We start from the raw sequence: 26202 nt of genomic DNA, 5'->3' as shown, positions 1-26202 counted from the left end.
AGGCTCAGGCCCGGCCCTGGCGGGCCAGATGCACAGCCATCACGGCCAGCACGCCCCCCATCAGCCAGCGCTGCACGCGCAAAAACAGCGGACGTCCACCAAGAAAACGTGCCATGCCACCGGCCAGCACAATCAGCACACCGTTTACCAGCAGGCTGATGGCAATCTGGGTAAAACCCAGCCACAAGGACTGGGCCAGTACACTGCCCTGCGCGGTATCAATGAATTGCGGCAGCAGCGACAAATACATCACCGCCACCTTGGGATTCAGCAGATTGGTCAGCATACCCATGGCAAACAGTTTGCGCGGGCTGTCCGCGTCAAGCTGGCGCACTTCGAAAGGCGAACGGCCACCGGGCTTGAGCGCCTGCCAGGCCAGATACATGAGATAGCCTGCCCCGGCCAGCCGTAAGGCATCATAGGCCAGCGGTACCGCCAGCAGCAGCGCACTGATACCCAGTGCGGCACACAGCATGTAGCAGAGAAAACCGGTGCCTACGCCTGCCAGCGATATCATGCCGGCACGCCGCCCCTGGCAGATGGAGCGCGACAGGAGATAGGCCATATTGGGGCCGGGGGTCAGCACCATGCCCAGCGCCAGCAGGGCAAAGGTAAGCCAGTGAATGGACTGTGGCATGGCAGGCGGGTCTCGGAGGGGAAAGGGCTTTTCAGTCTGCCCCAGCGGCAGCCAGCCCGTCCAGCAGCTTCTGATGGATACCACCAAAACCGCCATTGCTCATCACCAGAATATGATCGCCGGCGCGAGCCTCCGCAAGAATGGCAGCAATCAGTGCATCCAGCTGATCGAAAGTCACCGCCTTGTCGCCCATAGGCTGTAGCGCTTCGGCCGGGCTCCAGTTAAGACCAGCAGCCGAGCAGAACACCTGATCAGCCAGTTCCAGCGAAGCGGGCAGCGCATCCTTCATCGTGCCCAGCTTCATGGTATTGGAGCGAGGCTCCAGCACCGCCAGGATGCGGGCGTCACCCACATGGCGGCGCAAGCCTTCCAGCGTGGTGGCAATGGCGGTGGGGTGATGGGCAAAGTCGTCATACACCGTGACACCTGCCACCTTGCCACGCACTTCCATGCGGCGTTTGACGTTGTCAAACCGTGCCAGCGCGGCAATGGCATCGCGCACGGCCACCCCGGCGTGGCGAGCGGCGGCAATAGCAGCCACGGCATTCAGGCGGTTGTGCTCGCCCATCAGCATCCACTCCACCCGGCCTTGCAACAGGCCATGCAGCAGCACATCGAAATGGCCATTGGCATCCGGCTCACCCGCTTGCCATCCATCAGCCACGCCGAATGCTTCCACAGGCGTCCAGCAGCCACGCTCCAGCACGCGTGTCAGGCTGGCCTCGCGGCCATTGCTGACAATCAGGCCCTGGGCCGGAATGGTGCGTACCAGATGGTGGAATTGCGTCTCGATAGCCGCCAGATCGGCGAAGATATCCGCGTGATCGTATTCCAGATTGTTCAGGATGGCCGTGCGCGGGCGGTAGTGGACAAACTTGGAACGTTTGTCGAAGAAGGCGGTGTCGTACTCGTCCGCCTCGATCACAAAGAAGGGGCTGGTACTGGCCGGGTCTTGTGCCGGGCTGCCCGGCAGACGGGCCGATACGCCAAAATTCTGTGGAATGCCGCCGATCAGAAAGCCCGGAGCCAGGCCGGCGTCTTCCAGAATCCACGCCAGCATGGAGCTGGTAGTGGTCTTGCCGTGAGTACCGGCCACCGCCAGCACCCATTTGTCGTGCAGCACGTTTTCCGCCAGCCACTGCGGGCCGGAAATATAGGGCAGGCCACGATTGAGGATTTCCTCCATCAGCGGCTTGCTACGGGTCACCACATTGCCGATCACATACATGTCAGCGCCCAGTTCCAGCTGCTCGGCCCCGAAACCCTGGGTCAAGGTGATGCCCATGGCTTCTAGCTGAGTGCTCATCGGGGGGTAGACGTTGGCGTCACAACCGGTAACGGTGTGGCCTGCCTGCTTGGCGATGGCGGCAATGCCGCCCATGAAGGTGCCGCAAATACCCAGGATATGAATGTGCATGACAGTGAATGCTGTGTTAACCGCGAGAGGGCTATTATAACGCCGCATTGGCCTTATATTTCACTCTGTTCACGCGCGCGACCAGCCAGGTCGTGCGCCATCATTTCAGTCTGTCAGCGCCGCAGTGTACTGACGGAACATCAGGAGAACAGGCATGCGCCACGATATCGTCATTCAACAGCCAACCACACCGCAGCAACTGATGCTGCTGTTTCACGGCGTGGGTGCCAGCCCCGAACACATGCAGGAAGCCGGCAACGTGCTGGCGCGCAGCTTTCCTCAGGCCCTGATTGTCAGTGTGGCCGGTGCCGACCCCAGCGATCTGGGCCAGGGTTTCCAGTGGTTTTCGGTACAGGGCGTCACGGAGGAAAACCGCTTGCAACGGGTAGCTGACGCCTTGCCACGCTTTTTTGCTGCGGTCGAATACTGGCAGCAGCAAAGCGGCTTGGGCCATGCGGCCACCGCCCTGCTGGGATTCAGCCAGGGAGCCATCATGGCACTGGAAGCAGCGGCAGCGCGCCCACAACTGGCCAGCCGGGTGCTGGCCTTCAGCGGGCGCTTTGCCAGCCTGCCGGCCACGGCCCTGCCGCAAACCACGGTACACCTGTTCCATGGCAAGTCCGATCCGGTGATTCCCTACGTGCACAGCATCCGCGCTGCGGAACACCTGATTGCGCTGGGCAGCGATGTCACCGCCGAAATCGAACCTTTCATCGGCCACCAGTTGCATGAGGACCTGCTGGAGAAGGCAGTGGAATACCTGCAGTCCCACATTCCCAAACATGTATGGAATGAGGCACTGTCGGACACGCCACCACAGGGCAGCATCAAACCGCATTGAGCCAATGCGCGGCCTGCAACATACAGGCCGCGCATGCAGGCTCAGAAAAACAGCCAGGTCATCAGCACAAACAAGGGCAGCAGGATGCTGACCGACCACAGCATGTAGGCAAAGAAGCTGGGCATGGCCACGCCACGCTGCTCGGCAATGGCCTTGACCATGAAGTTGGGGGCATTGCCGATATAGGTATTGGCCCCCATGAACACCGCCCCCATGGAAATGGCCAGCAGCGTTTGCGCCAGCGGCCCCATCAGCGTGACGGCATTACCGTCTGCCAGATTGAAAAACACCAGATAGGTAGGCGCATTATCCAGGAAGCTGGACAGCAGCCCGCTCATCCAGAAATACATGGCATTCAGCGGCTGACCATCGGCACCCGACACCGCATGCACCAGTGCTGCCAGTTGCCCGCCAACACCGGCACGCAGGATGGCAATGGCCGGGGCGATGGTGATGAAAATGCCGGCAAACAACTTGCCGACTTCCAGAATCGGATCCCAGTTAAATTCATTACCCGCCCTTACCTGCCTGGGCGTAATCCACAGCGACAGCACGGTCAGCAACAACAGCAATCCATCGCGCACCAGGTTTTGCAGTTCTGCATGGACCCCGGCCACTTCCAGATGAATGCCCGGCTGCCAGAAGCCGGACAGCAGCACCGCCCCCACCACACCAGCCAGCAGCAAGAAATTACGCTTGCCATATAGCCGCAACGGTTGATCGTGATGCGGCTTGCACTCTTCGTCCTCACGGCGATAGAAATGGCTGTCCAGCAAAAAGAACACCAGCAGCAAGGCGGCAGACAGGGCCAGCACCGGCAGCAGCATGTGCTGGAAAGTCCAGCCAAAAGTCACGCCTTTCAAGAAACCCAGAAACAGCGGCGGATCGCCCAGCGGGGTCAGCCCACCACCGACATTGGCCACCAGAAAAATGAAGAACACCACCACATGCACCCGGTGCTTGCGGTTGTCGTTGGCCTTGAGCAGGGGGCGAATCAGCAGCATCGCCGCCCCGGTGGTGCCCATGATGGAAGCCAGCACCGTGCCGATGGCCAGGATGGCGGTGTTGACCTTGGGTGAACCATGCAGGCTGCCTCCCACCAGAATGCCGCCCGACACGGTATACAGCGCCAGCAGCAGCATGATGAAGGGAATGTATTCGCTCACCAGCGCATGCACGATCAGGCTGATGGCACTGCCCGCACCGAAGCTGGCGGTAAACGGCAGCAGGAACAAAACCGTCCAGCAGGCGGTGATCTTGCCGAAATGGTGGTGCCAGAAGCCCGGTGCAAAAATGGGAAACAGGGCAATGGACAGCAGGATGCCGGCAAAAGGCAGCACCCAGGCCAAGCTTAGCGTGCGGCCGTCCAGGTCCGCAGCTTGCGCCAGGGCAGGCAGGGCCAGCAGCAGGATCAGGCTGATGGTTTTACGCAGAGAGGCAGGCATTGGGGCTCCGGTTTGAACTGCTAGCGCCGGCAAGGCCACAGCAGCGTGAACATGAAAAAGGCTGGAAAACCAGGGTTCCAGCCTCTTGATCAGCCCTGCCGGTACAGCAGGGGACGTGCTCGGGGCTTAATGGCTGCCCTTCTGGATGAACTCGATCTTATAACCATCCGGATCTTCCACGAAAGCAATGACGGTGGTGCCGTGTTTCATCGGACCAGCCTCACGTACCACCTTGCCGCCCTTGGCACGCACGGCATCACAGGCCAGATAGGCATCATCCACGCCGATGGCGATATGACCGAAGGCGCTGCCCAGCTCATAGCTGTCGGTATCCCAGTTATGGGTCAGTTCCAGCACGGTGTGGTCGGCTTCGTCACCGTAGCCGACAAAAGCCAGGGTGAAGCGGCCTTCCGGATAATCCTGGCGGCGCAGCAGGCGCATGCCCAGCACGTCTTGATAAAAAGCCAGCGAACGTTCCAGATTGCCGACGCGCAGCATGGTGTGCAGAAATTGCATAGTGGACTCCTGTAATGATAAGGGCGACGCCTTGCCCCCTGCTAACCGAAACGGAACAGACTGCTGCCCTGTTGCTTCAGCCAGTGGCGCGCATTTTTCCAGTCGGGAAACAGGCGGGCGGTTTCCATCCAGAACGCCGCCGAATGGTTCATGTGCTGCAGATGGGCCAGCTCGTGGGCCAGCACGTAATCGATGATGACCAGCGGGGCCTGCACCAGCCGCCAGTTAAGACGGATATCGCCACGTGCAGTACAGCTGCCCCAGCGGGTACGGGCTGAAGACAGCGAGAGTTTGCCGGGAGGACGTGGGCAGCGTGGCTGCAGCAGCGCCATGCGCTGGGCAAACAACAACTGTGCCTGACGCTTGAGCCAGGCAGACACCACGGCCTGCAGGCCGGCTTCATCACCGGGCTGGATGCCGGCGACTTGCAATACATCTCCGTCCAGCCGGGCAGTCCGACGCACGCCACCCAGCAATTGAATGGAAAGCTGGCGTCCCAGATAGGTCAAGCCTGTCTGATCTGCTAGTTGCTGTTTTTGTTCCCGCTGCAGCACCACATGGCGGGAAATCCACTCCCGTCTGGCTTGCAATACCTCGTGCAGGCGGGCATGGGTAACACGCGGATGGGCAATCAACTCTACCCGGCCATCGGCAATGCGGATGCCTATGCTTTTGCGCACCCGGCGTATCAGGTGCACATCCACCGCGCCCTCAGGCAGCGGCAGGACGGTCCAGGCGGCGGCGCTTGTCATCAGGATGGGCAAAGGGGCCGACACCGCCGATCTCGCGCTGCTGCGCTTCGATCCACTGCTGGGCCTGCTGGGTCATGGCTTCCGGGCCGACACCGTCTTGCGGGCGGATGGCCGGGCCGATCACCACGGTAATCTCGCCCGGATATTTCAGAAAGGCATTGCGCGGCCAGAATTCGCCGGCATTGTGTGCCACCGGCACCAAGGGCATGTCCAGCTGGCGCGACATGCGTGCCGCACCATGCTTGTACTTGCCGGCAACACCGGGCTTGGTACGGGTGCCTTCCGGAAACACGGTAATCCAGAAACCGTGCTTCTTGCGCTCCAGCCCCTGCTGCAGCATGCGGTCGTTGGCACGGGTACGGTCGGAGCGGTTGATGGCAATCGGGTTCATCAAGGCCAGACCCCAGCCGAAGAAGGGCAGCCACAGCAGCTCGCGCTTGGCCACGTAAATCTGCGAGGGAAAAATCTTCTGCAAGGCCAGGGTTTCCCAGCCGGACTGGTGTTTGGAGCAGATGATGGACGGCTCGGACGGAATGTTCTCCGCGCCGATCACCTTGTACTTCAAGCCCACCACATGCACCAGCAGCCACAGCATGATCTTGGCCCAGCTTTCACCAAATACATGGCGGGTACGGCGCGGCAGCGGCGCAGCAATGAACAGGCCGAGAAAGCACAGCGGCGTGACAATCAGCAGCAACAGCCAGTAAATCAGGTTACGAATCCAGATCATGGGTTAATTCAGCCTCACAACAAACCACTTCAGGAATTGATCAGGTGTTCTGCCGCATCAAACAGGTCGTCGAACACCAGCGTGCCTTCAGGCAAGCCGCCCTTTTCCAGGGTTTTCATGCCTTTGCCGGTACGCACCAGGATGGGTTGACCGCCAACAGCTGCCACCGATTCCAGATCACGCAGACTGTCGCCAATCAGCGGCAGGCCCTGCAACTTGACATTGAAACGCTCGGCCAGCTCCAGCACCATGCCCGGCAGCGGCTTGCGGCATTCACAGCCGTGATCCGGCCCGTGCGGGCAATAGGCCACGGCATCAATGCGGCCACCAGCCTGACCCACCAGACGGTGCATCTTCTCATGCATGGCGTTGAGCGCATGCACATCGAACAGGCCTCGGGCGAGGCCGGACTGATTGGTGGCCACCACCACGCGCCAGCCTGCCTGGGTCAGATTGGCTATCGCTTCCAGACTGTGCGGCAGCGGTACCCATTCCATGGTGTTCTTGACGAAGTCATCGCGGTCTTCATTGATGACACCGTCGCGATCCAGGATAACGAGTTTCATGTTGAGAAAGCACTTCCTGAGTAGGGCTCAGGGAGTGGGGAGTTGTGAGTGGGGAGTAAACAGCCATGTGTGTTGCCATGACATGGCAACGGGCCACACTTGCCGCCGACTCCCTACTCTCCCCTCCCTACTCCCAGCCTGGGTTAATCCGCCAGCAGCGAGATGTCCGCCACGCGGTTGAACAGCGCTGCCAGACTGGCCAGCAAGGCAATACGGTTGGCACGCACGGCCAGATCGTCGGCCATCACCATCACGCCATCAAAGAAGGCATCCACCGTTGCCTTCAGGCTGGAAAGCTGGGCCAGCGCACCGGCAAAGTCGTGGGCGGCAAACTTGGCGTCCACCTGCGGTGCCAGCTCGTTCACCGCGGCAAACAGCGCCTGCTCGGCGGCTTCGCTCAGCAAGGCCGGGTTCACCGAACCCACTTCGCCTTCCACCTTCTTCAGGATGTTCTTCACCCGCTTGTTGGCGGCAGCCAGGGTAGCGGCTTCCGGCAGTGCCTTGAAGGCGGCCACCGCAGCCAGCACGGCCGGTACTTCGTTCAGGGTGGACGGGGCCAGCGCCAGCACGGCTTCCACTTCGTCGGCCTGATAGTCAGCCACCAGATAGTTCTTCAGGCGGTCCATCATGAAGGCGAATACTTCGTCTGCCGTGGTGGCGGACAGCTTGCCAGCCGGGAAGGCGGCAGCCACCAGCGTCAGCAGGGCCTTGAGGTCCAGCTTGGCGGCCAGTGCCATGCGCAGCACGCCCAGGGCGGCGCGACGCAGCGCGTACGGGTCCTTGTCGCCGGTCGGAATCAGGCCGATGCCCCAGATGCCGACAATGGCTTCCAGCTTGTCGGCCAGTGCCACGGCAGTAGCGATATCGCCCTGCGGCAGGCTGTCACCGGCAAAACGCGGGTGGTAGTGGCCTTCGATGGCGGCGGCAACCACCTCGCTTTCGCCGTCGTGCTGGGCGTAGTACATGCCCATCACACCTTGCAGCTCGGGGAATTCACCCACCATGTCGGTCACCAGGTCGGCCTTGGCCAGCAGGGCGGCACGCTCGGCCACGGACTGGTCCGCACCCAGCAGGGCGGCAATCTGGCCGGCAATGGCTTGCAGGCGCTCCACGCGCTCCAGTTGGCTACCGATCTTGTTGTGGTAAACCACTTCGGCCAGCTTGGCCAGACGGGTTTCCAGACGGGCTTTCTGGTCCTGTTCGAAGAAGAACTTGGCATCGGACAGGCGGGCGCGCAGCACGCGCTCATTACCCTGGATGATGTGGCTGGGATCGGCGGTTTCCAGATTGGATACCAGCAGGAAGCGGTTCATCAGCTTGCCCTTGGCATCCAGCAGCGGGAAGTACTTCTGGTTCTGCTGCATGGTCAGGATCAGGCATTCCTGCGGCACCTTGAGGAATTCGGCTTCAAAGCCGGCTTCCAGTACCACCGGCCATTCCACCAGCGCGGTCACTTCGTCCAGCAAAGCGTCGTCGGCGGCAATGGTGGCACCATGCACGGCAGCGGCGTCGGCCAGGCGTTTCCTGATCAGCTCGCGGCGGGCGTCAAAGCTGGCCAGTACCTTGCCCTGCTCGAACAGCACGCGGGCGTAGTCGTCGGCTTTTTCCACAAACACATCGCCCGAGGACAGGAAGCGGTGGCCACGGGTGGCGTTGCGGCTGGTGAGACCCAGCAGGCTGCCCTCAATCACGGTTTCGCCCCACAGCATGATCAGGCCATGCACCGGACGCACAAACTGGTAGTCGTAGTCGGCCCAGCGCATCAGCTTGGGAATCGGCAGCTTTTTCAGCGCCAGTGCGACGATGTCGGTCAGCACAGCGGACAGCGCTTCACCGGTCTTGGTGCTTTCATAGGCAAACACGTCCTGCTTGCCATCGCTCATGGTGGTGAGCGCGGCAACATCCACGCCGCAGGAGCGGGCAAAACCAGCCAGTGCCGGGGTGGGCTGGCCATCCTTCATGCCGGCGGCCACGGCCGGGCCCTTGCGCACGATTTTCTGGTCCGGCTGCACGGCCAGCACGGCCGGCACCTGTACGGCCAGGCGGCGCGGCGAGGCAAACACGGTGGCGGCGGCATCGGCAGCCACAAACTGCAGTTTTTTCAGTTCTTCGGTAATGGTCTGGCCAAAGCTGTGCGACAGCTTTTCCAGCGCCTTGGGCGGCAGCTCTTCGGTGAGCAACTCGATAAGCAGGGTGGCGTTCATGATTTATTCAGGTTTCTTGTGCGGAGCGGATTTGGCGAGATAGCACACGACTTGCAGCATGGTGTCGGCAACCGAGCCTTGTTCCACCGACTGCCATTTCCAGGCAAAACGTTGTACCGGGAACATGGTGGAGTAAAGCTGGCGGCCACGCTTGTCGGCATATTCGAAGCCGACAAAGGTGTATTGCTGCTTGCTGCAGCTGGCGTAGCCGCTGGTGCGCCGGATGAAATACTTGATGTCGGTGGCCTTGTCGTACTGACGTTCGCTAAAGCGCTCCTGATTCACAAAATGGACCAGCCCGTCCTTTTCCACCCAGATGGAATTACGGTCCATGGCCAGTTCCAGGGCGGAACCTTGCTGGTAGATGCCCCAGTCAGGCTCTGCCGCCATAGCGGGCAGGGATAGCAGGGCCAGCAGCAGACTGATCCGTGTCTTCATGGCCGATCAGGCCTTGGGGCACATGGGGAAACCCAGTGCCTCACGCGCAGCGTAGTAAGCCTGGGCCACACCACGCGACAGGGTGCGTACCCGGCCGATATAGGTGGCACGTTCGGTGACCGAGATGGCACCACGCGCATCCAGCAGGTTGAAGCAGTGACCGGCCTTGAGCACCATTTCGTAAGCCGGCAGCGCCAGCGGGATGTCCAGCAGGCGCTTGGCTTCGGATTCGTAGTAGCTGAACAGTTCGAACAGCTTGGGCACATTGGCGTGTTCGAAGTTGTAGGTGGACTGCTCCACTTCGTTCTGGTGGTAGACGTCGCCATAGGTCACGCGCTGACCGTTGGGATACACCGTCCACAGCAGGTCGTACACGTTTTCCACGCCTTGCAGATACATGGCCAGACGCTCGATACCGTAGGTGATTTCACCCAGTACCGGCTTGCAGTCCAGGCCGCCCACTTGCTGGAAGTAGGTGAACTGGGTCACTTCCATGCCGTTCAGCCAGACTTCCCAGCCCAGACCCCAGGCACCCAGCGTCGGGTTTTCCCAGTCGTCTTCAACAAAGCGGATGTCATGCACGGTGGGGTCGATACCCAGCACCTTGAGCGAGCCCAGGTAGAGTTCCTGGATATTGGCCGGCGACGGCTTCAGCGCTACCTGAAACTGGTAGTAATGCTGCAGACGGTTGGGGTTTTCGCCATAGCGCCCATCCTTGGGACGACGCGACGGTTGTACATAGGCAGCGTTCCACGGCTCCGGGCCGATGGCACGCAGACAGGTGGCCGGATGCGAGGTACCGGCGCCCACCTCCATGTCGAAGGGTTGCATGATGACGCACCCTTGCTCGTTCCAATAATTCTGGAGGGTAAGGATGATTTCCTGGAAGGTAAGCATAGACGTGGGGTAGCGAGTAAAAAGTCAAAGGCCGATTCTACCGCCTAGCGCCCCCGGCGCAAAGCAAGGCAGTGGCTGAAAGCTGCCGTGCGTTGTGCATTGCATGAAATCAGGCGGTGCATGTGCCGCCTGCATACCAGGGTGTTGATCAACCCAGGCTGAAGAGACGCGGGCATGAAAAAACCGGCTCACGCCGGTTTCGATAAACATCAGGCTGTGCCCTGGCTGCTTCAGTTCCAGTCCAGAATCACCTTGCCGCTCTGACCGGACAGCATGGTGGCGAAGCCCTGCTCGAAATCATCCACCTTGAAGTGATGGGTGATGATGGGGCGGATATCCAGCCCGGACTGGATCAGCGCCACCATCTTGTACCAGGTTTCAAACATCTCGCGGCCATAGATGCCCTTGATTTCCAGACCCTTGAAGATGACCTGGTTCCAGTCGATGGCGGTATTGGCCGGCGGAATGCCCAGCAGCGCAATCTTGCCGCCATGGTTCATGGTTTCCAGCATCTGGCGGAAGGCCTGCGGGTTGCCGGACATTTCCAGGCCCACATCAAAGCCTTCACACATGTGCAGCTCGCTCATCACCTGTTTCAGGTCTTCACGCGCCACGTTTACCGCACGGCTGGCACCCATCTGGCGTGCCAGATCGAGGCGGTAGTCGTTGACGTCGGTAATCACGATATGGCGTGCACCCACATGCTTGGCAATGGCCACCGCCATGATGCCGATGGGGCCGGCACCGGTGATCAGCACGTCCTCGCCCACCAGATTGAAGGACAGCGCGGTATGCACCGCATTGCCGAAGGGGTCGAAGATGGCAGCCAGATCATCGGAGATGTCATCCGGAATCGGGAAGGCATTGAAGGCCGGAATCACCAGGTATTCGGCAAAGGCGCCTTCGCGGTTCACCCCCACACCCACGGTGTTGCGGCACAAGTGACGGCGGCCGGCACGACAGTTGCGGCAATGGCCGCAGGTGATGTGGCCCTCGCCGGACACGCGCTGGCCGATTTCAAAACCGCGCACTTCGGAGCCCATGGCAGCCACCACGCCCACATATTCATGGCCGACGTGCATGGGAACCGGAATGGTCTTCTGCGCCCATTCGTCCCAGTTCCAGATATGAATATCGGTACCGCAGATGGCGGTTTTGCTGATCTTGATCAGCAGGTCGTTATGGCCGATTTCCGGTTGCGGCACATCATTCATCCACAGACCGGGAGCGGATTTGAGTTTGGAGAGTGCTTTCATTGCGTTTGCCTGCCTGTTCGGTACAGTCCCCGCCGTCCATCTGGCCGGCGGGCAGATATGTGGAGGATCAGTCGATCACTTTCAGCTCACGGCCCACCTTGATGAAGGCGGCCACCGCACGCTGCACCTGCTCCACCGTGTGACCGGCGGACATCTGGGTGCGGATGCGCGCCTTGCCCTTGGGCACCACCGGGAAGGAGAAGCCGATCACGTACACGCCCTCCTGCAGCAGGCGGGCGGCCATTTCACCGGCCAGACGGGCATCGCCCAGCATTACCGGGATGATGGGATGCTGGCCCGGCACCAGGGTGAAACCGGCAGCGGACATCTCGTTGCGGAACAGTTCGGCATTGCGTTTGAGCTGGGCACGCAGGCACTGGCCTTCGGACTGGATCAGCTTGAGCACTTCCAGGCTGGCCGCGGCAATGGCCGGCGCCAGGCTATTGGAGAACAGATAGGGGCGCGAGCGCTGACGCAACAGGTCGATGATGGGTTTGCGGCCGGACACATAACCGCCGGAAGCCCCACCCAGCGCCTTGCCCAGCGTGCCGGTGTAGATGTCCACCTTGTCGGCCACGCCGCACAGTTCCGGCGTACCGGCACCGTTTTCACCGATGAAGCCGACGGCATGGGAGTCGTCCACCATCACGATGGCACCGTGACGGCCAGCCACTTCGCACAGGGTTTTCAGGTCGGCAATGATGCCGTCCATGGAGAACACGCCGTCGGTCACGATCAGCTTGAAGCGGGCACCGGCCGCCTCGGCGGCAAGCAGTTGAGCTTCCAGATCGGCCATGTCGTTGTTCTTGTAACGGAAGCGCTTGGCCTTGCACAGGCGCACGCCATCAATGATGGAGGCGTGGTTCAGCTCGTCGGAAATCACCGCGTCTTCTTCACCCAGCAGGGTTTCGAATACCCCGCCGTTGGCATCGAAACAGCTGGAATACAGAATAGTGTCGTCGGTGCCGAGGAAGCCGGAAATGGCTTGCTCCAGATCCTTGTGAACCTGCTGCGTGCCACAGATGAAGCGCACCGAGGCGCAGCCATAACCGTACTCATCCAGCCCGCGCTTGGCGGCGTCGATCAGGCGGGCATCATCGGCCAGCCCCAGATAGTTGTTGGCACAGAAGTTAAGTACATGCGCACCACCGGACAGGGCGATATCGGCACGCTGCGGGGTGGCAATCACCCGTTCCGGCTTTTCAAAACCATCAGCACGGATTTGGGCCAGCGTGGCTTCCAGGTGGGCAAGATAGGTATGGTTCATGGCAGGGATGTCCTTGTAGGCCAATCGTGAGGCGCCGGGACTGCAGTCGCAGCGGGATCACCGCGCGCCGGAAACTGTCATCCATTCTAGCCCAGCGTATCCGGCTTTATCAGTGACAGTTGTCAAGGATTTCACCGGCCAGCTGTCACCTTGCGGCAAGCCGCTTGGGAACAACTGTCATCATACCCCTGGCAGAAACGTTCACACGGGGGCATGGCAGGCCGCTGGCCTGCCACCACTCACAGGTCCAGCACCAGGCGGGAACCGCGCGCCCGCGATACACAGATCAGCAGGCTGTTTTGCGCCTGCTTTTCTTCTTCACTCAGGTATTGGTCGCGGTGCTCGGCCTCGCCCTCGACAATGCCTACTTCACAGGTGCCACACACGCCTTCGCGGCACAGGCAATCCACGGCCACCGCACCATCCATCTCGATGGCTTGCAGGATGGTTTGTTCTGCCGCCACCGGGATTTCGCGCCCGGAACGGGCCAGTACCACGGTAAATGCCACACCGCCTGATGTGCTGGCGGCAAACTGCTCCCAATGCAGACGGGCGGACGGAATGCCCTGCTCTGCTCCGGCCTGCTGCACGGCCTGAATCAAGGACTGCGGCCCACAGACATAGACATGGTCCGGCTCGGCCATGTGCTGCAGCAAGCCGGCGACATTGCACAGCTCGCCTTGGGCGGCATCATAAAAATGGCAGTGCGCGCCGTAACGAGCCGCCAGCTCGTCGACAAAGGCCGCCTGCTCGTCGACAAAGGCCGCCTGCTCACGACTGCGAAAAGCGTAGTGCAGCTCAAAGGCAGCGTCACTGGACTGCAGTTCCTCCATCTGCGCCATGAACGGCGTAATGCCGATGCCACCGGCAATCAGCAACTGTCGCCCACTGGTAGCATGCAGCGGGAATAAATTGTTAGGCGGCGATATCTGCAAGATGTCCCCCTCCGCCACATGCGCGTGCATGAAAGCCGAGCCACCACGGGAGGCATCCTCGCGCCGTACGGCAATCTGGTACTGCTGTAGCTGAAAAGGAGAGCTGAGCAGCGAATAGGCATTGTGGAGCAGGCCGCTGGCGGCAGGGATTTGTACAATGATGTGGCTGCCACCGCTAAAGGCTGGCAACTGGCCACCGTCTGCGGCTTGCAGGGTAAAGCGCTTGATCAGCGGGCTGGCCTGTTCGATTGCCACCACGCGGACGGTAATATTCGGGGACTGTAGGCTCATGTCGGTTCAGGCTCGGGGTTGACTGGAAAAGCCGGCGCCAGTGTTCAGCACGCCATGCACAAATATTTGGACTCAAGATAGTCATCAATGCCGTAGCGGGAGCCCTCACGCCCCAGGCCGGATTGCTTGATGCCGCCAAAGCGGGCTACCTCGTTGGACACCATGCCGGTATTGATGCCGACAATGCCGTATTCCAGTTGCCGCGCCACGCGCCACACCCTGGCGATATCCCGACTGTAGAAATAGGCGGCCAGGCCGTAAATGGTGGCATTAGCCAGTTGCACGACCTCTTCGTCACTGGCAAACGGCATCACCGGTGCCAGCGGCCCAAATATTTCTTCTTCAAGCAGTCGCATGCCTGGTTTCACATCGGCAATGACAGTGGGCGGAAAGTACTGCGGCCCGGCAGCCAGGCTGCGCCCTCCGCTTAGCAAGCGGGCTCCGCCCTGTAGCGCATCGTCCAGCAGGGATTGCACCTTGCTGACGGCTCGGGCAGAAATCAATGGGCCGATCTCCGTTGCTTCGGCAAAACCATTCCCCACCCGCAATTCGGCGACGCGGGCGCAGAAGCGCTCCAGAAAGCTGGCATACACCGACTGGTGAACATAAAAGCGGTTGACGCAGACACAGGTCTGGCCGGCATTGCGGAATTTGGCCTGGATGGCCCCTTCCACCGCGGCATCCAGATCGGCATCGTCAAATACGATGAAGGGCGCATTGCCACCCAGTTCCAGCGATACTTTCTTGATGGTGCTGGCGCACTGCCCCATCAGCAGCCGGCCTATCGGCGTGGAGCCGGTAAAACTGAGCTTGCGCACCAGTGGATGAGTACTGAGTTGCCAGCCTATGGCTTGGGCATCACCAGTAACGATATTGAACACACCCGGCGGAATACCGGCGCGCTCGGCCAGCTCCGCCAGCGCCAGCGCAGACAGCGGGGTTTCGTTGGCCGGTTTGATGACGATGGTACAACCGGCGGCCAAGGCTGGTGCCGCCTTGCGGGTAATCATGGCGGCGGGGAAATTCCATGGCGTGATGGCGGCGCATACGCCGATCGGCTCGCGCATCACCAGCAGTTCCTGCTCCTTGCGTGGCGAGGGAATCACGTCGCCATACAGACGCTTGGCTTCCTCGGAGAACCATTCGACAAATGAAGCGGCGTAGCGGATTTCTCCCCGCGCCTCGGCCAGCGGCTTGCCCTGCTCCCAGGTCATCAGCCGGGCCAGATCATCCTCGTGCTGCTCCAGCAGGAAAAACCAGCGGCGCAATAACCGGGCGCGCTCTTTTGCGGTCAGGTCGCGCCAGGCCGGCAGGGCTGCATCGGCGGCCTGAATGGCGCGGATGGTTTCCTGCTCACCCATCAGCGGCACATCGGCAATGCGCTGATCGGTAGCCGGGTCGTGTACGGCGAAAGTGTCCGCCTGGTCGGCAGCGCACCACTGACCATTGATATAGGCGTGCTGCCGCAACAGCAGGGGGTCATTCAGTTTCATGCAGGACTCTCCAAGCGGAATAGCGGCAGCGCGGACGCGCTGCCGCTAAGGATGGACTTACTCGGCGTGCTGCTGCGCCACCAGATTGTGGAAATGCGCAATGCCGTGCTCACTGATGCCGCTGCGCTGGCGGTCGGTCATGATGCGGCCCTGGCCACGATAGCCACGCGATTTCAGCCCGCGCTGCACGCTTTCCACCAGCCGCAGGTCTTCCGGCCGGAACACGGTGCGATACCACTCCACCAGTGCCTGTTGCTCAGCAGTCAGCTCCTTGTTGCGGAAGTAGATGTCGTAGTGCTGCAAGGTGGTCTCGGCATCCACCGGGTATTCATAGATAACCGTCATGAAGTCGGCACCTGGCGGTACATTGAACATGGTGCAGGGCCAGGCCCAGTAGCCGCTGAAGCTGGGGTCCTTGACCGAGGGGTCGATCTTGAAAGATTTCTCGGAGGAGCGGGCCAAGCCAAACTGCAGTGACCAGTTGCCATGTAGGGTGTGCGTGTATTTGTCCACCTGCACCGAGTCGGCAAAACCCGGATGGGCCGGTGCACAGTGGTAGCACTCCATATAGTTGTCGACGATGATTTTCCAGTTGGCCGGCGTGGCGGTAACAAAGCGCTCTGCCAGATGCAGCTCGTCGATCACCGGACATGCCTTGCGCAAGCTGTCGGCCAGGCCGGGCAATTGCTGCTCCACCGGCTTGGCCGACAGATTCATGTTGATGAACACAAAGCCGGCATACTCCTCCACCTTGAGCGGCGACAAGGTAGCCTTGTCCGAATCAAAATCGACCACGTTTTCGCAATTACGGGCATGGCCCAGTTGACCGTCCAGTTTGAAAGTCCACGCGTGATAGGGACAGGTAATCACGTTCTTGGCCCTGCCACTGCCTTGCAGCAACTGGTGCCCCCGATGCGGACAGACATTGTAAAAACTGCGCAGTACACCATCCCGACCACGCACCACGATGATGTTTTCACCAGCAACCTCGCGGGTGATGTAGTCGTTGGATTCGGCCAGCTCACTGCCATGCGCCACGCAAATCCAGCTATGGGCGAAAATCTTCTCCTTCTCAAACTGATAGACCTTGTCCGAGGTGTAATACGCGGCGGGCAGGGTCCAGGCACGTTCGGGATCGGCACAGAAATCCGGGCTCAATTTGGTGTAGTCATTCATGGATGTTCTCCTCTGCTTGGGGTCGTCACAGGGCTGCAAATGCCTGCCCTTTTCTTGTCCGGTCATGCCTGACGAATAAGCATGGCAAGCCGGGGGGAAGGTGGCGCAGCACCACATGGCATGCCGCTGCGCCACCAATGTCATGTCTGGTCAGCAAGCATGTGAGCAATGGCCGTGACCAGTGCGCGGTACATGCGGGCTGTCTCAGGCCCCTGCGGCCAGAAGCGCAGGCAACCATGCACCAGGCCACGGCCCAGATGGCACTCAGCCACAACACCACTGGCCAGCAGGCGCTGGACATAGCGCAGGCCATCGTCACGAAGCGGGTCGTACTCCGCCACTGCTACAAAGGCTGGTGGCAAACCTTGCAGGTTGGCGGCTGCCAGCGGTGCCAGACGCGGATCGGCATGCATGGCCGGATCCGGCGCGTACTGCGCCAGGTAATAGGCCATGTCGTCGCGACTAAGCAGCGGGGCATCTGCATGTTCGCTTGCCGCAGGCTCTGTCGGTACGGCCGCCAGTGCGGGATAGATCAGTGCCTGCCCACACAAGGGCGGTCCTTCCCGGCTACGCGTAGCCAGGCATAGCGCTGCAGCCAGATTGCCACCGGCACTGTCTCCTGCCACCACGACACGAGCAGTGTCGATACCGAGTTCCAGGCTATCCACGCGCAGCATGTCCCACACCGCCAGGCAATCTTCAAAAGCAGCCGGAAAGACATGTTCCGGAGCCAGACGGTAATCAACCACCAGCACGGCTGCGGCGCAGTTCTGCGCCAGTGGTGCTGCGATAACGGCATGTGAATCCAGACCGCCCAGCATCCAGCCGCCACCATGCAAATACAGCACACAGGGCCAACCGGCTGGCGGCATGGCAGCAGTTGGGCGGTACAAGCGCAGCGGGATATGTCGTCCGGCCACCGGCAGCATATGGTCCTCACGCTGCAGCCCATCCGGCAGTGCCGGGGTGAAGTAACGGCACTGGGCATCGTAGGCCGCACGCATCTCTGCCAGGCTGTCATCTGCGGGCTGGAACAAGGCGCTCTGGTTGACAAAAGACTGCATTTCCGCAGAAAGCTGATAAAAGCTCGCCATGGCCGAACTCATGAGCCAGACTGGTTGCTGGCCACAACAGGGGGTGGCTGTTCGCCTATCTGATACGCCGGGACATCACCATAATCTTCACGCAGCCACTTGAGCAGGCCATACACCATGACCAGCGTAATCAGCGCAAAGGGAATGGCCGTCACAATCACCGTGGTCTTCATGGTATTGAGTGGGGCTTTGGCAAAAATCATCGCCAGCGGTACCAGCGTCAGCATTACGCACCAGAACAAACGATCGACGGGGGACGGGTCTTCGCCTTCAGCCAGATTGCGGGTACAGGTGGCGGTTACCGCATAACCCACGGCATCCATATGGGCTGCCAGAAATATCGCCATCACTGCCAGGAAAAAAGCCATTACCCAACGACCAGCCGGCAATAAGTCCAGCAATTTGCCAATCGCCACCTCACCGCCCTGCTCACTCAGCACTTGTGGCACATTGATCAGACCGCTGATGAAGCTGTGCACGCTATAGCTTTCCAGTACGCCATAGACGCACCAGATACCGGCACAGCCCCCTACTACCATAGCCAGCAGTACTTCGCGAATGGTGCGGCCACGCGATACCCGGGTCACAAACAGCGCGACTCCCGGTGCATAGGAAATCCACCACAGCCAGTAGAACACCGTCCACTCCCGGGTGAACTTGCCATCGCCCATCGGATCGGTGAACAGACTCATGTCCACAAAGCTGCTCAGCATCAGCCCCAGACTGGACAGCGCATTACTGGTAATGAACTGGGTGGGACCGAATAAATAGATGTAACAGGCCAGCACCACTACGCCCCAGCACACCAGTTGGCTCAGGCGCTTCATGCCGCCATCCATACCCACCCAGGACGACAGGGTAAACAGCACGGAAACCGCCAGAATAATGATCAGCTGCGTGGTGAAACTGTCGGGAATGCCAGTCAGGATTGACAGCAGCCGGGCAAAGGTTGTTGCGGTCAGTACCAGCGAGATGGTCAGTGCCCCGAACATGCACAGCATGAACAGCAAATCCACCAGCCGCCCCAGGGCTCCGTCAGGCTTGCGGCCGGTGATGGCACCGATAATCGCCGCCAGACTCAGCCCTTTGTTTTTGCGTACGTGAAAGTGATAACACAGAGCCACCGCCCCCAGCGCATACATGGCCCAGGCGCTCAGGCCGGAATGAAAAAACGAGTAGGCCACACTGTATTTCAATGCCTGCGGCGAGGACGGCGGCAAATTCAGGCCTGGCGTCTGATAGTAATAGGCCCAGTCAAGAAAGCCCCAATACAGCGTGGACGAACCCAGCCCGGACATGATGAACATGAAAATCCATGTCGATGTTGAGTAGTCCGGCCCGCCCTCCCCCAGTCGGATCTGCCCGTACTTGCTCAGGCCCAGCCAGATGACAAACAGGACCGAACAAAAGGCAAACAAGAGGATGGGGGAGGCAAACACCGTGGTACACCAGTACATCAACCGGTCTGCAACCGCGATGGAAGCCTGAGGCATGAGGGTCATGACAAGCACCATCGCAAACACAATCACCAGGCTGACTACTGCCAGCGGAATATCCCGCCGGCCTTGCTTGTTGTTGTCCATGATTTCTCCTTTGTGCCGGCAAAAACACCGGTTTGTCTTTCTCATGCACGACGCCCGGCCCTTGCCTTGCAGCAAGGCGGTGCGTAATAACCGACCTTCAGATCTATGCCTGACCAAGCGTGCTGGCCACCGCATCGGCAATGGCCTGTCCCACCTGCGTCGTACTCGCCCGCCCTCCCAGGTCTGGTGTGCATGGCCCATGCAACAGGACGGCCTCAATTGCCTGCATGATCAGGTCATGCGCCTGGCGGCAAGGTCCCGTGCCGTTACCGAGGAAATCCAGCATCAAGGCCCCGGACCAGATCATGGCGATGGGGTTGGCAATATTTTTGCCGAAGATATCCGGTGCCGAGCCGTGTACCGGCTCAAACAGGGAGGGGAAACTGCGCTCGGGATTGAGATTGGCAGAGGCGGCCAGACCAATGGTGCCGGTACAGGCCGGCCCCAGATCGGACAGGATGTCGCCAAACAGATTGGACGCCACCACTACATCGAAACGGTCGGGCTGCAATACAAAACGGGCAGCCAGAATATCCACATGCTGCCGCTCCCATTGCACGTCCGGGTAGTGCTGTGCCACCACCGCCACACGCTCATCCCAATAAGGCATGCTCACGGCGATGCCATTGGATTTGGTGGCGGCAGTCAGCTTTTTGCGCGGCCGGCTTTGTGCCAGGGCAAAAGCATGGTGCAGGATGCGGTCCACCCCATGGCGGGTAAATATCGATTGCTGTAACACCAGCTCCCGCTCCGTTCCTTCGAACATGCGGCCACCAACAGCAGAGTACTCACCCTCGGTATTCTCGCGCACCACCAGGAAATCGATATCGCCCGGCTGGCGATTGGCCAGCGGACAGGGCACCCCAGGCAATAGGCGCACCGGTCGCAGATTGACGTATTGGTCAAACTCGCGGCGAAACTTCAGCAGTGAACCCCACAGTGATATGTGATCCGGTACTTGATCCGGCATGCCGACAGCACCGAAATAAATGGCATCAAAACCCTGCAAAATGGCAGACCAGTTGTCCGGCATCATCTTGCCGTGTTGCAGGTAGTAGTCACACGATGCCCAGTCAAACAGCGTCACGGACAGCTCAATGTCAAAACGCCGGGCAGCCGCATCCAGTACACGCAAGCCTTCCGGCAGCACTTCCTTTCCAATGCCATCTCCCGCAATGGCAGCAATCCTGTAAGCCTGCATCTTGCTCTCCTCTGTTCTTTCGCCGTAATGACCTTGTACTTCGAGGCCTAGCATGGCGGAAAACAAAGCCCTGATAATCGGCAATTCCGTGCATACAGAAGACACGAAGCATGAAGGATCTGCTGCAGCTTGAAGATTTGCGTGTTTTTTGCCTGGTCGTCCGCAAGGGCGGATTTACCGCTGCTGCCGAAACCATGGCCGCTTCACCAGCCTATGTCAGCAAGCGCATCCGGGTACTTGAGCAATGTCTGGGCTGCCGACTGCTGGATCGCACCACCCGGCGAATTGCCATGACCGAACGCGGCGAACACATCTATAACTGGGCCGGCAAGATACTGCAGGATGTGGAACAGATGAGCGTGGAGATCGGGGCTGCACGGCAGCAGCCGCGCGGCATCATCCGCATCAGCAGCAGCTTCGGCTTTGGCCGGGTTCATCTGGCACCGGCACTGGGCGAACTGGCGCAGCATTATCCGGAACTGAGCATCCGCTTTGAGGTGGCAGACTGTCTGATCGACTTGGCTCAGGAGGGAATCGATCTGGACATCCGGGTGGGCAACGAGATTGCCCCGCAATTGCTGGCGCGCAAGCTGGCCAACAACCGGCGCATCCTGTGTGCTGCGCCAGCTTATCTGGCGCGTCATGGCACCCCAGAGCAACTCAGTGCACTGGGCAAGCATAATTGCCTGGTGATCAAGGAAAGGGATCACCCTTTCGGGGTGTGGCGTCTGAATGGTCCGCAGGGGGAATGCAGTATCCGGGTGCAGGGGGCGCTCGCAGCAAACCATGGAGAGGTAGTGCACCAGTGGGCCTTGCAGGGCCATGGCATCATGTTGCGCTCGCTATGGGATGTTGAGCGCGAGCTGAAACTAGGACTGCTGGTACAGGTACTACCTGACTATTACTTACCGGCGGATATCTGGGCAGTGTATCCGGAAAAACTGGCAAGTTCGGCCAAACTGCGGGTCTGTGTTGAATTCATCCAGCAGTATTTCCGGCGTGGCGGGCTGGCGTGATACCAGCCCGTACGCTACCAAAACGGATATCGTCCCTTATTTAGGCTTGCGCAAGCTGGCCGGGGTATGGCCGGTAGGGCTATCGGCATCATCCTCGTCGTCGTCGTCCGCATAGGGCTGCGACTTTACCCCCGGCAGATCAACCGGCGGCGGGGCCTTGGACAGTCTGGCCAGCGAGCCGATGGTGGACATTACCAGTGCCACGATGACAAACAGCCAGAACCAGGTGGAATGCAGAATATCCATCATCTACTCCTTCATTGATCAGCTACCGCCCCGCCACGGGCAGGCCGGTAGCAGCTAAGCGCTCAAGTGCGGCGCAATACGCGGGCCGCGTCCAGCGCAAAGTACGTCAGGATGCCATCAGCACCGGCACGCTTGAAAGCCATCAGGCTTTCCATCATGCACTTCTCCTCGTCCAGCCAGCCGTTCTGGAAGGCGGCCTTCAGCATGGCATACTCCCCGGACACTTGGTAAGCATAGGTCGGCACGCGGAAGGTGTCCTTCACGCGGCGGATCACATCCAGGTACGGCATGCCCGGCTTGATCATCACCATGTCGGCCCCTTCTTCCAGATCCATCGCCACTTCCTGGATGGCTTCATCCAGATTGGCCGGGTCCATCTGATAGTTGTTCTTGTCCGCCTTGCCCAGATTGCTGGCCGAACCCACGGCATCACGGAAAGGGCCGTAGAAGGCAGAAGCATATTTGGCCGAGTAGGCCAGAATCTTGGTATGGATGAAGCCTGCTTCTTCAAAAGCATCACGCAATGCACCGATACGCCCATCCATCATGTCGGAGGGGCCGAACACATCCACGCCGGCTTCGGCATGGCACAGGCCCTGACGGATCAGTACTTCGGTAGTTTCATCATTCAGCACATAGCCGCTGTCATCGATCAGGCCATCCTGGCCGTGCACGGTATACGGGTCCAGCGCACCGTCAGTCATCACCCCCAGCTCGGGAAAGCGCTGCTTGAGGGCACGAACAACCGTCGGCACCAGGCCATCCGGGTTGTAGGCTTCCTGCGCGGCATTGTCCTTGCCGGTTTCAATCACCGGAAACAGCGACAGCATGGGGATGCCCAGCTCCAGCGCCTGCTCGGCGGTATACAGCAGCTTGTCTAGGCTTTGGCGCACAACACCCGGCATGGAGGCGACTTCCTGCTCGCGATTCTCACCTTCCAGCACAAACACCGGATAGATCAGGTCATTGGTGGTCAATACGTTCTCGCGCATCAGACGACGGGAGAAATCATCCTTGCGCATGCGACGCATGCGGGTGGCCGGGAAATAGCGATTGGCAAAAATCATGGTGTTTCCATCACAGGGGACAATGGCAATGGCGGGAATTGTACGCCTGTTGGCCCTGACTGGCAGCGGCATTCCCCACTTGGCCATCAAGGTCTGCCCGATTTTGATCACCTGCCTCGCAGATTGGACAATTCCGCCCTCCTGCATGATGACCAGCGGCCACCCCATGCGTAAAAATCATATCAATCATTCTTGACACTCATGGCAGGCCCTGATTTTTGTGGTGTAAAAGCTGCATTTTTTCAGGACAAAATGTCCGATTTACTAAAATACAACAGCCTTTAATGCGTAAAAAACAGATGTTTGAAATTACCAGAATCAATGAAAAACAAAAATTAACGAACTGTAAACCTATAGAAAAACAAATTTATATTATTGATTTTTATGATTTTTTACTGCAATTCACAATAAAAATTATCTGGTGAATCTGATTGAGACAACTGGCAAACCGGGTAGTTTGTTAAGAAATGTTCGTTGACGCTATCGGGTGCGTTTCGCACACTCAGCCCCGTCGGTGAAATCAAGTTTTTACATGGCTTGAGTACGCCAGCAGCCAGCCTGTCATCAGATCAGGCGGACACAGAAATTACTATTAAAGGATTTAGAGGAATGAAAAAACTCGTACTCGCTGCTGCCATTGCAGCAGCCCTGCCGGTACTGGCACACGCTGATGTCACCATCTACGGCTCCATTCGTGCGGGCCTGGATAGCATGAAGAGCACTGACACCAGCTTCAAGTCGAGCACCGGTGTGGACGACTTTGCCAGCCGTATTGGCTTCAAGGGTAATGAAGAGCTGGGCAATGGTCTGAAAGCCATCTGGCAGGTTGAAACCGGCATGAACGTGGATGGCGTTGCCACCAGCGGCACCGGTTCCGGCACCTTTGCCAACCGCACCAGCTTTGTCGGCGTGGAAGGCAGCTTCGGTAAGGTTCGTCTGGGTTACATCGACGACGTACTGGGCGAAACCGAATCCACTGACAACCTGTACGGCCCGCGCCGTGATGCCAGCACTGGCATCGCCTTCCCGCTGTATGAAGGTACCGACATCTTTGGTGCCTACGGTGACAGCCGCGTGAAAAACGGTGTGCGCTACGACAGCCCCGACCTGAACGGCTTCAACGCCATGGTTCAGGTTGGCTCCGGTGAAGCACAGGTATCCGGCGGCAAGAAAACCGGTAACACCCTGGGAACCCGTCTGGCCTACGCCAACTCCGGCTTCTTTGGTGCCTACGCCTACATGGCCAAGTACAACACCGTGGCAGACCACAACAGCGGCATTCACCGCGTTGAATTCGGCTACGATGCCAACAATCTTTACCTGGCTGCCACCCTGCAACGCAGCAGCCTGTGGGGCAATGCCTGGGCGACCAATAGCGACGGCAGCCAGGCAGTTGCCGGTATCGCCAATACCACCGTTGCCAACACCGGTGCCAACAAGCTGACCAGCAATGTCTGGGCCGTGAATGTTGCCTACACCATCGGCGCCTTCAAGCCGTCCTTTGTCTACTCCAAGCGCAGCAGCGTGAAGGTTGACGGCCAGTCGCAAGATTGGGGGGCTACGCAATGGGCTGCCGCTCTGGATTACAGCCTGAGCAAGCGCACCATGGTTGAAGCCGGTTACGGTCAGGTGAAGGAAGACAAGGGCGCGCAAACCGCAATGGGCTGGGCTCAGGACAAGGCCACCATTACCTGGGTGATGCTGAAGCACAACTTCTAAGCACTGCCCACTGGCTGGTTCCTTTGAAGAAAGTCATTTGCCACCGCACTGCCGCGGTGGCTTTTTTCATTCTGCAGCCATGCACACGCCTGAAAAACAAAACCCCCGGAAAACCGGGGGTTGATCAACAACCTGCAAGCAGGCTCAAGCCCTGTATTTCGGCTTATTCAAAGAAATCGCGCAGCTTGTCCATGAAGGACTTGGAACGCGGATTATGCATGGCAACGTCACCCTGGCTGATGGCTTCAAACTCACGCAACAGTTCGCGCTGGCGCTCGGTCAGCTTGACCGGGGTTTCCACCACCACATGGCAGTGCAGATCGCCATAGTCAGTGCCACGTACCGCTTTCACACCCTTGCCACGCAGACGGTATACCCGGCCACTTTGCGTTTCTGCGGCAATCTTCACCTTGGCCATGCCATCGAGCGTAGGAATCTCGATCTCGCCACCCAGTGCAGCCGTCGCGAAGGAGATGGGCATTTCGCAGTGCAGATCCATGCCATCACGCTGGAACACCGCGTGCTGCTTGATGTGGGTAACGACATACAGATCGCCGGACGGGCCGCCATTCTGCCCAGGCTCGCCTTCGCCAGACAGGCGAATGCGGTCACCCTCATCCACGCCTGCCGGAATCTTCACGTTCAGCGTCTTGTTGGTCTTCTTCTGGCCCGCACCGTGGCAGCTGGTGCAGGGGTCGCTGATCTGCTTGCCGCTGCCGTGGCAGGTGGGGCAGGTTTGCTGGATGGAGAAGAAGCCTTGGCTCATGCGTACCTGACCGTGGCCACCGCAGGTGGAGCAGGTCTTGGGCTGGGTACCCGGCTTGGCACCTGTACCGTGGCACACTTCGCAGTCTTCATGCGAGGGGATACGGATCTGCTTTTCGCAGCCACGCGCCGCTTCTTCCAGCGAGATATCCAGGTTGTAGCGCAGGTCGGCACCCCGGTAGACGTTGGAGCGGCCACCGCCAGCACCACCACGGCCACCGCCGAAGATGTCGCTGAAAATGTCAGCAAAATCGCCAAAGCCACCAAAGCCGGCACCGCCGCCGCCAGCACCGGCCTGCGGGTCTACGCCGGCATGGCCAAACTGGTCGTATGCACTGCGCTTCTGGCTGTCGGAGAGGATTTCATACGCCTCTTTGACTTCCTTGAACTTTTCTTCCGCTTCCTTGCTGTCCGGATTACGGTCCGGGTGATACTTCATCGCCAGCTTGCGGTAAGCCTTTTTGATGTCGTCCTCGGAGGCGTCCCGATTGACGCCGAGTACATCATAAAAATCTTTTTTGGACATGGTGTTTCACTCTCTGGCCGTGACCAACCGGTACGGCAGGCAATGATCTTCTTAACATGGCAAAGGCACAGAGGCCGGTGGAGCATTCTCCGCCATTCCCTGTGCCTCGTTCAGTCTGCAAGCC

At 59.6% G+C, this 26202-nt stretch carries 25 protein-coding genes; 4 read left to right on the top strand and 21 right to left on the bottom strand.

All coding sequences use genetic code 11. The annotated features are described in order from the left end of the window. Positions 1–4 precede the first annotated feature (4 nt). Entirely contained in the window at positions 5–637 is a 633-nt protein-coding gene (locus GSR16_RS03755) for a LysE family translocator (protein WP_159875205.1), read from the bottom strand. 31 nt (positions 638–668) lie between these two features. Then, on the bottom strand, positions 669–2054 hold the full coding sequence (mpl, locus tag GSR16_RS03750; protein WP_159875204.1) for a UDP-N-acetylmuramate:L-alanyl-gamma-D-glutamyl-meso-diaminopimelate ligase: 1386 nt from the start codon (positions 2052–2054) through the stop codon (positions 669–671). Between the two features lie 154 nt (positions 2055–2208). Here mpl and ypfH point away from each other — a divergent pair, with 154 nt between their 5' ends. After that, positions 2209–2895, top strand: a complete 687-nt coding sequence (gene ypfH, locus GSR16_RS03745; protein WP_159875203.1) for an esterase — start codon at positions 2209–2211, stop codon at positions 2893–2895. Positions 2896–2936: 41 nt separating this feature from the next. Here ypfH and GSR16_RS03740 read toward each other — a convergent pair whose 3' ends face one another. The 16 genes from GSR16_RS03740 to GSR16_RS03665 all read right to left on the bottom strand — a co-directional run bounded on the left by GSR16_RS03740 (position 2937) and on the right by GSR16_RS03665 (position 20739). After that, positions 2937–4340, bottom strand: a complete 1404-nt coding sequence (locus GSR16_RS03740) for a sodium:proton antiporter (protein WP_159875202.1) — start codon at positions 4338–4340, stop codon at positions 2937–2939. Between the two features lie 126 nt (positions 4341–4466). After that, on the bottom strand, positions 4467–4856 hold the full coding sequence (gene gloA / locus GSR16_RS03735) for a lactoylglutathione lyase (protein ID WP_159875201.1): 390 nt from the start codon (positions 4854–4856) through the stop codon (positions 4467–4469). Between the two features lie 41 nt (positions 4857–4897). Continuing rightward, positions 4898–5608: a M48 family metallopeptidase gene (locus GSR16_RS03730; protein WP_159875200.1), complete on the bottom strand. Its 711-nt coding sequence runs from the start codon at positions 5606–5608 to the stop codon at positions 4898–4900. Further along, complete coding sequence (locus GSR16_RS03725; RefSeq protein WP_159875199.1) at positions 5568–6338, bottom strand: lysophospholipid acyltransferase family protein; 771 nt, start codon at positions 6336–6338, stop codon at positions 5568–5570. Before GSR16_RS03725 ends, GSR16_RS03730 begins: the two co-directional genes overlap by 41 nt. A 29-nt stretch (positions 6339–6367) precedes the next feature. Next, entirely contained in the window at positions 6368–6904 is a 537-nt protein-coding gene (gene gmhB, locus GSR16_RS03720; protein WP_045847554.1) for a D-glycero-beta-D-manno-heptose 1,7-bisphosphate 7-phosphatase, read from the bottom strand. 143 nt (positions 6905–7047) lie between these two features. Then, positions 7048–9108 carry a glycine--tRNA ligase subunit beta gene (glyS, locus tag GSR16_RS03715; protein WP_159875198.1) on the bottom strand — a complete coding sequence of 687 codons (2061 nt, stop codon included), beginning with the start codon at positions 9106–9108 and terminating at the stop codon, positions 7048–7050. A 3-nt stretch (positions 9109–9111) separates the two neighbouring features. Further along, complete coding sequence (locus tag GSR16_RS03710) at positions 9112–9546, bottom strand: surface-adhesin E family protein (protein ID WP_159875197.1); 435 nt, start codon at positions 9544–9546, stop codon at positions 9112–9114. Between the two features lie 6 nt (positions 9547–9552). Continuing rightward, positions 9553–10443 carry a glycine--tRNA ligase subunit alpha gene (glyQ, locus tag GSR16_RS03705; RefSeq protein WP_045847557.1) on the bottom strand — a complete coding sequence of 297 codons (891 nt, stop codon included), beginning with the start codon at positions 10441–10443 and terminating at the stop codon, positions 9553–9555. A gap of 230 nt (positions 10444–10673) precedes the next feature. After that, positions 10674–11699, bottom strand: a complete 1026-nt coding sequence (tdh, locus tag GSR16_RS03700; protein ID WP_159875196.1) for an L-threonine 3-dehydrogenase — start codon at positions 11697–11699, stop codon at positions 10674–10676. A 67-nt stretch (positions 11700–11766) separates the two neighbouring features. Then, positions 11767–12966: a glycine C-acetyltransferase gene (locus GSR16_RS03695; RefSeq protein WP_159875195.1), complete on the bottom strand. Its 1200-nt coding sequence runs from the start codon at positions 12964–12966 to the stop codon at positions 11767–11769. 239 nt (positions 12967–13205) lie between these two features. Next, complete coding sequence (locus GSR16_RS03690) at positions 13206–14192, bottom strand: PDR/VanB family oxidoreductase (RefSeq protein ID WP_159875194.1); 987 nt, start codon at positions 14190–14192, stop codon at positions 13206–13208. A gap of 44 nt (positions 14193–14236) precedes the next feature. Further along, positions 14237–15685 (bottom strand): NAD-dependent succinate-semialdehyde dehydrogenase, encoded by a 1449-nt coding sequence (locus GSR16_RS03685; RefSeq protein WP_159875193.1) that lies wholly within the window; start codon positions 15683–15685, stop codon positions 14237–14239. A 57-nt stretch (positions 15686–15742) separates the two neighbouring features. Next, a complete protein-coding gene (locus GSR16_RS03680; RefSeq protein ID WP_159875192.1) occupies positions 15743–16861 on the bottom strand; it encodes an aromatic ring-hydroxylating oxygenase subunit alpha in 1119 nt (372 codons plus the stop codon). A gap of 140 nt (positions 16862–17001) precedes the next feature. Beyond that, positions 17002–17955, bottom strand: a complete 954-nt coding sequence (locus GSR16_RS03675; protein ID WP_205677491.1) for an alpha/beta hydrolase — start codon at positions 17953–17955, stop codon at positions 17002–17004. A gap of 8 nt (positions 17956–17963) precedes the next feature. After that, on the bottom strand, positions 17964–19538 hold the full coding sequence (locus GSR16_RS03670) for a BCCT family transporter (protein ID WP_159875191.1): 1575 nt from the start codon (positions 19536–19538) through the stop codon (positions 17964–17966). Positions 19539–19641: 103 nt separating this feature from the next. Next, positions 19642–20739, bottom strand: a complete 1098-nt coding sequence (locus GSR16_RS03665) for a tartrate dehydrogenase (RefSeq protein ID WP_159875190.1) — start codon at positions 20737–20739, stop codon at positions 19642–19644. 110 nt (positions 20740–20849) lie between these two features. Between GSR16_RS03665 and GSR16_RS03660 the strand changes: the two genes are divergently transcribed. Then, entirely contained in the window at positions 20850–21755 is a 906-nt protein-coding gene (locus GSR16_RS03660) for a LysR substrate-binding domain-containing protein (protein ID WP_159875189.1), read from the top strand. A 36-nt stretch (positions 21756–21791) separates the two neighbouring features. Here the strand turns inward: GSR16_RS03660 and GSR16_RS03655 are convergent, their stop codons facing one another. Further along, on the bottom strand, positions 21792–22001 hold the full coding sequence (locus GSR16_RS03655; protein ID WP_159875188.1) for a hypothetical protein: 210 nt from the start codon (positions 21999–22001) through the stop codon (positions 21792–21794). Positions 22002–22063: 62 nt separating this feature from the next. Beyond that, entirely contained in the window at positions 22064–23068 is a 1005-nt protein-coding gene (gene hemB / locus GSR16_RS03650) for a porphobilinogen synthase (RefSeq protein ID WP_159875187.1), read from the bottom strand. Here hemB and GSR16_RS03645 point away from each other — a divergent pair. Further along, on the top strand, positions 23055–23264 hold the full coding sequence (locus GSR16_RS03645) for a hypothetical protein (protein WP_159875186.1): 210 nt from the start codon (positions 23055–23057) through the stop codon (positions 23262–23264). The genes hemB and GSR16_RS03645 overlap by 14 nt on opposite strands. A 413-nt stretch (positions 23265–23677) precedes the next feature. Beyond that, entirely contained in the window at positions 23678–24787 is a 1110-nt protein-coding gene (locus GSR16_RS03640) for a porin (protein WP_159875185.1), read from the top strand. 163 nt (positions 24788–24950) lie between these two features. Here GSR16_RS03640 and dnaJ read toward each other — a convergent pair whose 3' ends face one another. After that, complete coding sequence (dnaJ, locus tag GSR16_RS03635) at positions 24951–26078, bottom strand: molecular chaperone DnaJ (protein WP_159875184.1); 1128 nt, start codon at positions 26076–26078, stop codon at positions 24951–24953. Between the last annotated feature and the right edge of the window lie 124 nt (positions 26079–26202).

Origin of the sequence: Aquitalea denitrificans (assembly GCF_009856625.1) — a bacterium.
In the GTDB taxonomy this organism is placed as follows: domain Bacteria; phylum Pseudomonadota; class Gammaproteobacteria; order Burkholderiales; family Chromobacteriaceae; genus Aquitalea; species Aquitalea denitrificans.
This window is presented reverse-complemented; position numbering and strand designations above follow the sequence as displayed.